The sequence below is a fragment of the Brevibacterium sp. Mu109 genome (genome assembly GCF_900169375.1).
Taxonomy (GTDB): Bacteria; Actinomycetota; Actinomycetes; order Actinomycetales; family Brevibacteriaceae; genus Brevibacterium; species Brevibacterium yomogidense_A.
Map to the genome: position 1 here is coordinate 1 of NZ_FXZF01000047.1, position 10,168 is coordinate 10,168.

Annotated in this window: 9 protein-coding genes; 8 read left to right on the top strand and 1 reads right to left on the bottom strand. The window is 60.5% G+C overall.

What is annotated here, in order from left to right; genetic code table 11:
• Window positions 1-1,415 (bottom strand): helix-turn-helix domain-containing protein (locus tag BSP109_RS15585; RefSeq protein WP_101601843.1); only part of this gene is annotated, 1,415 nt, incomplete at its 3' end.
• A gap of 158 nt (window positions 1,416-1,573) precedes the next feature.
• Between BSP109_RS15585 and BSP109_RS15590 the strand changes: the two genes are divergently transcribed.
• From BSP109_RS15590 to BSP109_RS15625, 8 genes are all read left to right on the top strand, one after another.
• Window positions 1,574-2,395: a siderophore-interacting protein gene (locus BSP109_RS15590; protein WP_006822421.1), complete on the top strand. Its 822-nt coding sequence runs from the start codon at window positions 1,574-1,576 to the stop codon at window positions 2,393-2,395.
• A gap of 87 nt (window positions 2,396-2,482) precedes the next feature.
• Window positions 2,483-3,670, top strand: a complete 1,188-nt coding sequence (locus BSP109_RS15595; RefSeq protein WP_101601841.1) for an MFS transporter — start codon at window positions 2,483-2,485, stop codon at window positions 3,668-3,670.
• Window positions 3,667-4,755: an ABC transporter substrate-binding protein gene (locus BSP109_RS15600; RefSeq protein WP_006822423.1), complete on the top strand. Its 1,089-nt coding sequence runs from the start codon at window positions 3,667-3,669 to the stop codon at window positions 4,753-4,755. The genes BSP109_RS15595 and BSP109_RS15600 overlap by 4 nt, the downstream gene beginning before the upstream one ends.
• A gap of 49 nt (window positions 4,756-4,804) precedes the next feature.
• Entirely contained in the window at window positions 4,805-5,869 is a 1,065-nt protein-coding gene (locus BSP109_RS15605) for an ABC transporter substrate-binding protein (protein ID WP_006822424.1), read from the top strand.
• A gap of 167 nt (window positions 5,870-6,036) precedes the next feature.
• A complete protein-coding gene (locus BSP109_RS15610; protein WP_249268444.1) occupies window positions 6,037-7,008 on the top strand; it encodes an iron ABC transporter permease in 972 nt (323 codons plus the stop codon).
• Window positions 7,005-8,084: an iron chelate uptake ABC transporter family permease subunit gene (locus BSP109_RS15615; RefSeq protein WP_006822426.1), complete on the top strand. Its 1,080-nt coding sequence runs from the start codon at window positions 7,005-7,007 to the stop codon at window positions 8,082-8,084. The genes BSP109_RS15610 and BSP109_RS15615 overlap by 4 nt, the downstream gene beginning before the upstream one ends.
• On the top strand, window positions 8,081-8,965 hold the full coding sequence (locus tag BSP109_RS15620) for an ABC transporter ATP-binding protein (protein ID WP_006822427.1): 885 nt from the start codon (window positions 8,081-8,083) through the stop codon (window positions 8,963-8,965). The genes BSP109_RS15615 and BSP109_RS15620 overlap by 4 nt, the downstream gene beginning before the upstream one ends.
• Window positions 8,965-10,065, top strand: coding sequence for an ABC transporter transmembrane domain-containing protein (locus tag BSP109_RS15625; RefSeq protein ID WP_257944742.1), 1,101 nt, complete (start codon window positions 8,965-8,967; stop codon window positions 10,063-10,065). Before BSP109_RS15620 ends, BSP109_RS15625 begins: the two co-directional genes overlap by 1 nt.
• Window positions 10,066-10,168: the final 103 nt, after the last annotated feature.

The window sequence follows — 10,168 nt, forward strand, 5'->3', positions numbered from 1 at the left end:
GTCAGCCATCGTGGGATGCCTTTCGTGAGGTTCTTGGCGGAACTACTAGCGGGATCCCACGATGGTTCTTCACATTTTTGGGGGTGAAGTCCCTGGTGGGAATGCCACCACTCTATGGGACTCACCCTGCGCACCGCGCGGATGATCTTGTAAACGGGCGTAACTCCCGCCAAGTCTTCGGCTGCTCCGGCTCGCGTCCTCGTGGCATGCTTGAGAAATGAGTGCGTGATCCGGTTCGGGTCGTGCGACGTAGGGCGAACAAGGCTGTAATTGGCGACGAAAGTGTGCAGCAGGTAGAGCTCAGCCTCATCTGGAAATCGCTGGACGAGGTTGCGAGGAAGTCGCGTTTCCGGTGTGCCGTGGCGTGATCCGAGAGGGAGTAGCAGCGAGCCGCGCGAAAGTGTAATGCTGTTGCGAACGCCTGCGGGAAGCCAGATAGCGTCGCCGCGTCGGAGTCGTCGAGTGCGCTCACCGACCATTACTCGCGCGGCACCGCGGTAGAGCCATACCAGGACGTGGAAATCGTTGATCCGATTCCAGGTCTGCGTTGCCGGGACGGACGGCGGTGAAGCCTCAGGTGGAGCCGCCTCAGGTTGCAGTTGAGGCAGCATCAGTTCGCTGAAGTCGGTGGCAAGGGTGTCATCGTGACGGGGAATGACAGGCCGCGCCTTCTTGTACTGGCGGGGGGTCATTCCAGTTTGTGTGTGGAATGCTCTCGTGAATCCAGCGGGAGTGGAGAAGCCGACCTGCCTGCCTGCTTGGCCGATCTCGTGGCCAGCATCCATCAGGGCGGCTGAGGCCGCAACACGTACAGCAGTGCGCCACCGTATGAATGGAAGTCCTGTCTCTTGCAGAAACTGCAGTTGCAAAGTCCGAACGCTGATATTGACCGCTCGTGCGTGGTCTGTCGTCTCGGAGGGATCATCGGGTCTCTGGAGCAGCGAGTGCGCGACCGTCAGGGCTTCAGGTGAGCGGGGCATCGGAGGCAGTGGCACCTGCTCTATAGGCCGCGCTTCTTCCTTAGGTGTCGCGTAGCGAGACCCGGCAACCAGATCGAGGAGGCTGGTGTCGGAGGTTGCGCCCCGAAGGTAGCCGATACTCCGCGCGAACTGGTAGATGAGCCACTCGGACCAGCTGTTTGAGAGATTGATGCGCTGGGGTCGGTCGAGGTTCGGCGCGCGGGTTCCTGCGGCTGGGAAGATCGGGAATGCGACTGAGTCAGCGCCCACCTCCACGGTGTAGGGGATACCGGCAGGCAACCATATGCCCTGCCCGGAGGAGAGTAGGTACTCCTGTTGCGCTGCGCGAACCTCTGCGGTTCCCGCGTGCACCCATAAGAGGGAGGGGTCACGTGTGTTGTGCACAGACACTGCTTGGGAGGTAGGCACCGGTGGTGGGTCGAACAGCACGAGCATGATCCTTTGTTCACTAGTCAGGCATCAGCATCAGAGTATGCGAACTCTGCGCTTACGGATAAATCATCCGACCTAAGTAAGGGCACACTTACTTAGTGAGCCCATGTGTGCCGATGCTTGTGGGGGTGGTCCGTTCTGTCGCTGTAAGGAGATTGTCTATGAGTGTGTCTGCACGTACGTTGCGCTTGGTTCCAGTAGCGCTGCGTGAACTTGCTGTAGGCCGCGTTGTGGACGTGACTTCGGGGATGAAGCGGATCACGCTGACGGGGAGCCAGTTGGGTGAGTTCACCTCGCCAGGGGGAGATCTGCAACCAGCTTTCACCTCACCGGGGTTCGATGACGATATTCGTTTGCTGTTTCCCTATCCAGGTGAGAGTGAGCCGGTCTTGCCTGTGATCGAAAATGGCCGCGTAACGTTCGCGGAAGGGAGGCGCCCCATCGCACGGGCGTACTCGGTGCGACGTTACGACTCGGAATCGCGTGAGCTGGATGTTGATTTCGTGCTGCATGGGCACGGGGTTGCGGCCGATTGGGCTCGGCGGGCACGACCTGGTGACCCGATCCATATCGCGGGTCCGGGCAAGACGCAGAGCCTGCCTGCCGGTTGCGACTGGTTCCTTGTGGCAGGTGACGATACAGCGATTCCCGCTATTGCACGGCTCCTCGAAGAACTACCGTGCGATGCGCGCGGTCAGGTTCTCATCGATGTTGCGGAAGACGATCACCGACAAGAACTCACTGCCCCTGAGGGAATCGAGATCTCCTGGATTCCTCGCCACACTGGCACGCGGCACCCGCTGCTCAACGCGATACGAGGCGTGAACTGGCACGACAATGAGCCGTTTGCTTGGCTCGCTGGCGAACAGGCCGAAGTGCAAAAGATGCGCCGCTTCTTGGTCAAAGAACGCGGTGTCCCAAAGTCCGACATCGATTTCACGGGCTACTGGAAGCGGGGCGCGGCCGGACTCGTCGGCCAGTGAGGCGAAGGGAACCTGCATCCCTCACCCACGACCTATCCCACCCGCTCAGTGGTTCTCGGGCACACCAGCAATAAAGAAAGGCAGTCAATGTCAACCACCCTCGCGGCACGCCGCTTGGCGCTTTGTGCATTGTTTCTATTGCCGGGTCTGGCAATGTCGTCCTGGGTCACGCGCATACCAGCGATTCGCGATTTGCTCGGAGCCTCAACCGCGCAGATGGGTATCGTGATCTTTGGTCTATCACTAGGGGCGATGGCGGGGATTCTCTGTTCAGGGCCGCTGTTGGCTCGACTTGGCGCAAAGCCACTGATCGCATTCGGCACGTTGGGTGTAGCCGTGAGCGTGCCCCTCATAGGTCTTGGCGCGGCAGCCCAGATCGACGGATTCGTCATCGCGGCATTGGCGTTGTTCGGTCTGAGCATGGGCGGTAGCGAGATTGCACTGAACGTTGAGGGCGCAGATGTCGAAGCCATCTCTGGCAGACCGTTCCTGCCAGCGTTACATGGTTCGTTTAGCTTGGGCACCCTTATCGGTGCGGCACTCGGAATTGTGGCTACCGCCGCGGATTTCTCAGTTGTCACGCATCTGATGACGATCGGACTGTCCGGCATTGTGATCCTGCTAGTTTGCATACGCTTCTTACCGCCCGCAACCGGTCGCCGACAGAAACCAAATACACCGGCCTATCGTTCTGAGCGAGCAGTATGGCGCGACTCCTCTCTTTGGCTCATCGGAGTCATCGTTCTCGCAATGGCGTTCGCTGAGGGCACGGCGAACGACTGGCTTCCCCTGATCATGGTCGATGGGCATGGTCTGAATCCAGCACTCAGTTCGACGGTCTTCGCGGTCTTCGCCGCGGCGATGACGCTAGGACGGTTCTTGGGAGGACCGGTTGTTCAACGATTCGGGCGTGCCTGGGTGCTCGGAGCGAGCGCTCTGAGTGCCGTTGTTGGAATCTCGCTTGTTGCTTTCGTTGACAATTCAGTCGTGGCGGGGGTTGCAGTTGTGTTGTGGGGTCTGGGCGCGTCTCTGGGGTTCCCTGTAGCGATCTCCTCGGCTGGGGCATCGGGAGAGAACTCGGCAACGCGTGTTGCTTTCGTGACCGTCATTGGATATATCGCGTTCCTGGTTGCTCCACCCCTTCTCGGATTTGTCGGCGAACGTGCCGGACTGCGTGGCGCGCTCGTCATTCCCCTCCTCGTTCTCTTCGTTTCGATCTTCCTCAGCCCGGTCGCCCGGACGCAGCGATCCTCAATTCAGATAGGGAAACCATGAGCCGTTCGCAAGCTAAGCCTTCTCGCATCCTCAGCAGCATCTGTGTTGTTCTCACCATTTCCTTGTTCGCTGCAAGCTGCTCGGCAAAGCCCGAATCCGATAATGCAACAAGACACCCTGAGCAAGCATCTTTACTGCCAGCGGCCGAGCAGACTACAAGCTATCCGCTGACGCTCGAATCACCGTTCGGTGAGACTGTTCTTCCGGAACGGCCTGAACGCATTGCAGCGGTCGCCCCGACAGCGATCGACACTGAGCTGCTTCTCGCCCTCGGCGTGACCCCCATTCTCACGTCAAGTCTCGTGAGTGAAGGCGGTTATCTCGACGATCATGGGGCAGCAGAAATTGAAACCTACGAGTTCGTGTCCGGTGAAGACCTTCCGATAGAAACCATCGCCGCCAGCCACCCTGACCTCATCGTGGCGGTGGGATGGACAGACGGGTTGAGTGGCGTCAACCTTGGCGACTACTACGACCGATTGACGTCAATCGCCCCAGTACTGACCAGTCCCGACACGTCGTCGCAACAGCTCATCCCTTGGCAAGACTCTATTCGCCTCCTTGGATCGACGCTCGACCTCGAAGACGCAGCAACACAAGTTATCGCACATCACCAAGAACATTTCGCCGAGATACGAAAGGAACACCCGGAATTTGCGGGTCTCACCACTAGCTGGGTTCTCCACTTCGGGGCCGCAAATAGCCTCCGCTATATGTCTCCATCGGGATCGGGGACAGAACTCTTTCTCAGCGAGCTTGGGTTCATTCCGAATCCGAAGGCTAATCAGTTCGTAGGCGACCCGTGGGTCAGCAGTGAACTGCTGACCCAAATCGATGCGGATGTTCTCTTGCTGGGCCAGACCGTGAACGCGAGCGATGAAGAAATGCACGAGCTTGTCACCGAAAACACCCTCTTCATGAATCTGGGCGCTGTCACGTCTAGGCATCTCGTCCGGTTGGCTCCGAAGACCGAAGACGACCGAGATCTGCTCTGGACGGTCACGGTAGGCGGACCAATCGGGCAGGAATGGGCCGCAGATTATCTCGTTCCTCTCATCGCCGATGTCCTAACGAAGACTTCATGACCATCCCTCTCATCAATGAACAATCTGAACTATAGAAAGGCAAACACGAATGAAGAAGACCAGACGCTCCCGCGTCGCTGCCAGTATCGGGGCGAGCCTCGCGACAATACTGCTCATCGCGGGCTGCTCCACGAGCCCGGACTCCAACGACAGTCCTGAAGAGCCCGGCGCAAGCGAATCAAGCCTGCTCCCTGCCGCTGAAGGCAAGACCAGTTACCCTCTGACGCTCGAATCACCGTACGGAGAGACGATCCTCGAGGAGCGCCCTGAGCGGATCGCAGCGATCGTCCCGAACGCGATCGACACCGAGTTGCTGCTTTCCTTAGGGGTCACGCCTGTGTTGACCTCGAACTTCGTAAGCGAGGGCGGCTACCTCGAAGAGCATGGGTCAGCCGAGCTGGACACCTACGAGTTCATGATGGGCGAAGACATCCCCATCGAGGCCATCGCAGCGAGCAACCCCGACCTCATCGTCACCGTAGGCTGGGTGCCCGGTTACGGCGAACTGCGTGACTACTACCAGCAACTCTCCAAGATAGCCCCGGTGGTGACAAGCCCGGAATCGTCTCAACGCACCATTCCCTGGCAGGACTCGATCCGCGTCCTAGGTGAGACGCTAGACCTTAGCGGCGCGGCCGAAGCTGTCATTGCGGAACACGATGAACGCTTCGCGCAAGTGCGTGCAGATCATCCCGAGTTCGACGGGCTCACCGCGACCTGGGCGATCTACTACGGCCCAACAAACGGACTGCAGTACTTCTCACAGCCTGGCTCCGCGCCCGCTGCATTCCTGGCCGACCTCGGTTTCAGCGAGAACCCGAACGCCACGGAATTCGTGACGGATACCAAGGTTAGTGATGAACTTCTATCGAAGATTGACGCCGACGTCCTCATCCTTGGACAGAGCGCAGCCGCGAGCGAAGCCGAAATGCAGGAGTTGACAGGTCGCGACCTGTTCCAAAACCTGGGAGCGGTATCGTCCGGTCAGTTTGTCCAGCTGCCGCCGAAAACTGACGACGGCGGCGATCTCTTGTGGGCAATCACCAGCGGCGGACCCATCGGCAATGCTTGGGCGGTCGAACGCGTCGTTCCCCAGATTGCGGACGTGTTCTAACTCGGGTCACGGACTATCGCGGCACCACGGGTCTAGCAGTCCGTGGTGCCGCGATAGCTGAACAACACGAAAGATCGGTCATGACTGTTTCGTTAGTAGGTGCGCGCGAGGCGTGCAGTGCGCTGGGAGAAGGGCACCTCCCAACAAGCAACCGTCGAATATCGGGTGTGATTGTGCTGCTCGCGTTGCTTGTGGTGGTTCTGGCAGCAAGCCTGTCATTCGGCGCGAACCCGTTACCCATCAGCGAGATCTGGCGGGTCGTACTCTCCCCAGATAGCTCCGAGGCAAGCTCCATTGTCTGGACATTACGAGTACCTCGCACGGTTGTGGGGATTGCTGCTGGTGTGGCATTCGGTGTTTCGGGCGCGCTCATCCAGGCGATCACACGCAACCCGCTTGCCGATCCCGGTATTCTCGGCGTAAATGCCGGAGCGGGGTTCGCCATTGTCGTTGGCGTGACGTTGTTCGGAGTCGGAGGAATCACCGGGTACATCTGGTTTTCGTTCATCGGTGCGATCCTTGCCACGGTGCTCGTCTACCTGATCGGGTCAGCGGGACGAGGCGCCTCATCTCCCGTCACACTCGTGCTCGCAGGCATCGCACTTGCCGCTGTCCTCTCAGCTTTCTCAACGTTTCTGACACTGATGGATCAGGAGACGTTCCGTTCCTTCCGGGCTTGGGGGTTGGGTTCCCTCTCGCGCGCCTCACTCGATGACACCGCTTCGGTTGCCCCGTTTCTGGCGGTAGGAATCCTGTTAGCCGCACTGATCAGCAGCTCCTTGAACGCGGTCGCGCTGGGAGACGACCAAGCGACCGCACTCGGAGCAAGCGTCACCCGCACTCGTATTTTGGGGATCATTGCCGTGACGCTCCTCGCAGGTGGCGGAACAGCGCTCACCGGAGGTATCGCGTTCGTAGGTCTCATGGTCCCGCACATCGTGCGCTGGTTCACCGGACCCGACCAGCGATGGATCATCGCCTACACCGCCCTCGCGGCACCCTCCATCGTGCTCATCGCAGACGTGCTGGGACGAGTGATCACCCGCCCCGGCGAGATCGAGGCCGGCGTGCTCACCGCACTCATCGGTGCCCCCGTCCTCATCGCACTTGTGCGCCGGCGAAAGGCATCCGGGCTATGAAATCCACTATTCAAATCCCACGACAGATCGATTTCGGTTACCGGAACCGCACAATCCGTACTCAGCGCGCCGTCGCGCTGAGATTCAGCGCACGGAGCATTGCGATCAACTCGATCCTCGCCGTAGTTGCGGTGACCGTTGCGGTGATGTCCCTCGGAATCGGTGACTATCCACTGACAACTGCCCAGGTTGTCCAGTCGCTCTTCGGCCAGGGCGATGACTTCCATCGCCTGATCGTGACGGAATGGCGTCTGCCCATCGCGATCGCGGCAATCCTGTTCGGAGCGCTACTGGGGATCGGCGGTGCAATCTTCCAATCGCTGACCCGCAACCCCCTGGGATCTCCGGATGTAATCGGCTTCGACGCAGGATCGTACACGGCCGTGGTGCTCACAATCCTTGTCATCGGCGCGAATCAGTACTGGTACATCGCCGCAGCAGCTCTGGTCGGCGGGCTGCTCACCGCAATCGTGGTGTATCTGCTCTCCTATCGAGGAGGCGTGCAGGGTTTCCGCCTCATCATCGTCGGCATCGGAGTTTCCGCGATGCTGGGATCGATCAACGCGTACCTCATCACTCGCGCCGAGATCACCGATGCGATGAGCGTCGGTTTCTGGGCGGCCGGGTCGCTCAGTCGCGTCGGATGGCACTCGCTTGTCCCCGTCATCATCGGGGGCCTGATTGTCTTCATCGGAGTGACGATGTTGGCTCCCGCTCTGCGACAACTGGAACTTGGTGACGACGCGGCACTCGCTCAGGGGGTGAACGCTTCCGTTGCTCGCCCGCTGCTGCTGATCCTGGGAGTTGCGACGACCGCGTTGGTGACAGCTGCTGCCGGTCCGATCGGGTTCGTCGCACTGTCCGCGCCACAGCTCGCGAGGCGATTGACACGGACACCCGGGGTAACCGTGGCTGCGTCCGCGTTCATGGGAGCCGCGCTCTTGTCTCTCGCGCAGTTGCTGTCGCTCGTGATCGCGCAGGTCTACCGGCCTGTTCCGGTTGGCCTCATCACCGTGAGCCTGGGTGGTCTCTACCTAATCTGGCTCCTTATTCGTGAAACAAGGAGAAGCATATGACACGAGTGGACACTCACCCCCTCGCCACTGCTAACACCGCCGAGTTGACCGTACCGACAAGTCGACTGTGGACGGTGAATGCCACGATCGGCTATGACAAGCGCGTCATCAACGAGAACCTGTCGGTGTCGATTCCCGATGAGTCTTTCACCGTGATCGTCGGGCCGAATGCATGCGGCAAGTCGACCCTTCTGCGCGGGCTATCCAGGCTCCTGAAACCAGGATCAGGGCGGGTGGTACTTGACGGACAAGACATCCATTCCTACAAGGCCAAAGAGGTTGCGCGCAAGTTGGGACTGCTACCGCAGACCTCGCTCGCTCCCGATGGGATCAGAGTCGCTGATCTGGTCGCTCGCGGCCGGTATCCGTACCAGAAACTGATCCGACAGTGGACACCGGACGATGAGCAGGCGGTCTCTACCGCGATGGCAGCAACTGGCATCCATGAACTCTCAGACCGGCTCGTCGACGAACTCTCCGGCGGGCAACGACAGCGAGTCTGGGTCGCGATGGCGCTGGCACAGCAGACCGAAATCCTGTTGCTGGACGAGCCGACGACGTTCCTTGACCTGACCCATCAGATCGAGCTGATGGAACTATTCACCGACCTCCACCTTGCCGGGCACACCCTTGTCGCCGTTCTTCACGACCTCAACCAGGCTGCCCGCTACGCAACGCATCTCGTCGCGATGAAGGACGGAGGTGTCGTCGCCGAGGGCCCACCGGCTGAGGTACTGACCTCCGACCTGGTCGAGCAGGTGTTCGGTCTGCGCTGTCTCGTCGTTCCTGATCCCGTCGCAGGAACCCCGCAGGTGGTGCCGCTCGGACGAGACCGGCATCGGAACAAGGAAACTCCGATCAAGGAAGGAGGCACCGAATAGTGCCCGCACTCAACAATGACCCTGCGGCCGCACCGGCCTCACCCATTGCGGCCGCACTGCGCCCCGCGATCCCTGTGCTTACAGCAGCGGTTACCGCCGCCGCGCTTGGTGGCCTCACGATGGTCGGAGCCTTATGGTTCACCGTGCAGGTCGTCGCTGCGGTGACACTGACGCATGCGATTTCGGCGTGTGTCTGCTGGCTCATTGGAGGCCTGCTCCTGTCCGTCTCGTCGTGGCTCGCACATCACGGGGAGGCAAGATTCTCCGCACGGCTACGGCGCGATACCGCTCGCCATCTCGCGCACATGCCGATGAGCACGGTCTCACGGTATGGCGCTGACGCGCTGCGTCGTCTGGTAGGCGAAGACATTGCCGCGCTACACCACACCGTCGCACATCTGCCCGCGGAAATCGCGACCCTTGCGGTGGTGCCCCTCGCGACAGTAACTCTGCTGGTCGCAGTGGCGGGTCCCCTTACCCTGATTGCGCTGATCCCTGGCCTGCTGGCCGCAGCCTACTATCTGTTCATCGTGCCGCGAAGCTCAGCGAAACACGGAACCGAAACGGTCCGTGTGATGACGGACATCAGGACCGCTGTCGACGACTACGCACGCGGCATTCGCGTGTCCCGCATTTACAGCGCACAGGCCGGGGCAACCGCCAACTATGCCGACGCAGCACGCCGGTTCACCGAGAACATGGTCGCCTGGGTGCGACGGGTCGCGACACTCTCTTCCGTAGCGGTGGCGCTGCTCCAGGCCGTCGCAACCTATGCGATCGCCTACGCCATCGGCTACGACCAAGAGCCGGCAGTGCTCGCCGCCATGCTGCTGTTCGGGCTCGCCGTGGTCACCCCGGCGCTGCGCCTTGGGCATGGCCTGGACTATGTACGAGCGGGCAGCGCCGCGGCCGAACGCATCGCAGCGGTACTCCGCGAACCGACCGTCACGGGATCAACCGATCACAGTGACGACCCTGGACTTGAACTCGTCGACGTGCGGATCGGTCAGGACGACCGCACACTCATCCACAGTCTTTCCCACACATTCTCACCAGGATTAGTCACCGCGATAACCGGCTCTTCTCGAACGAGGGTGTAGTCCGTTGAGCGCGTCGCTGTCCGTGTAGGAGTCGAGGTCTCCCTGAAGATGGAAGTTCCTACACTGCCCACCCGGAAGACCTCGACATGTCCCACCCTACTTT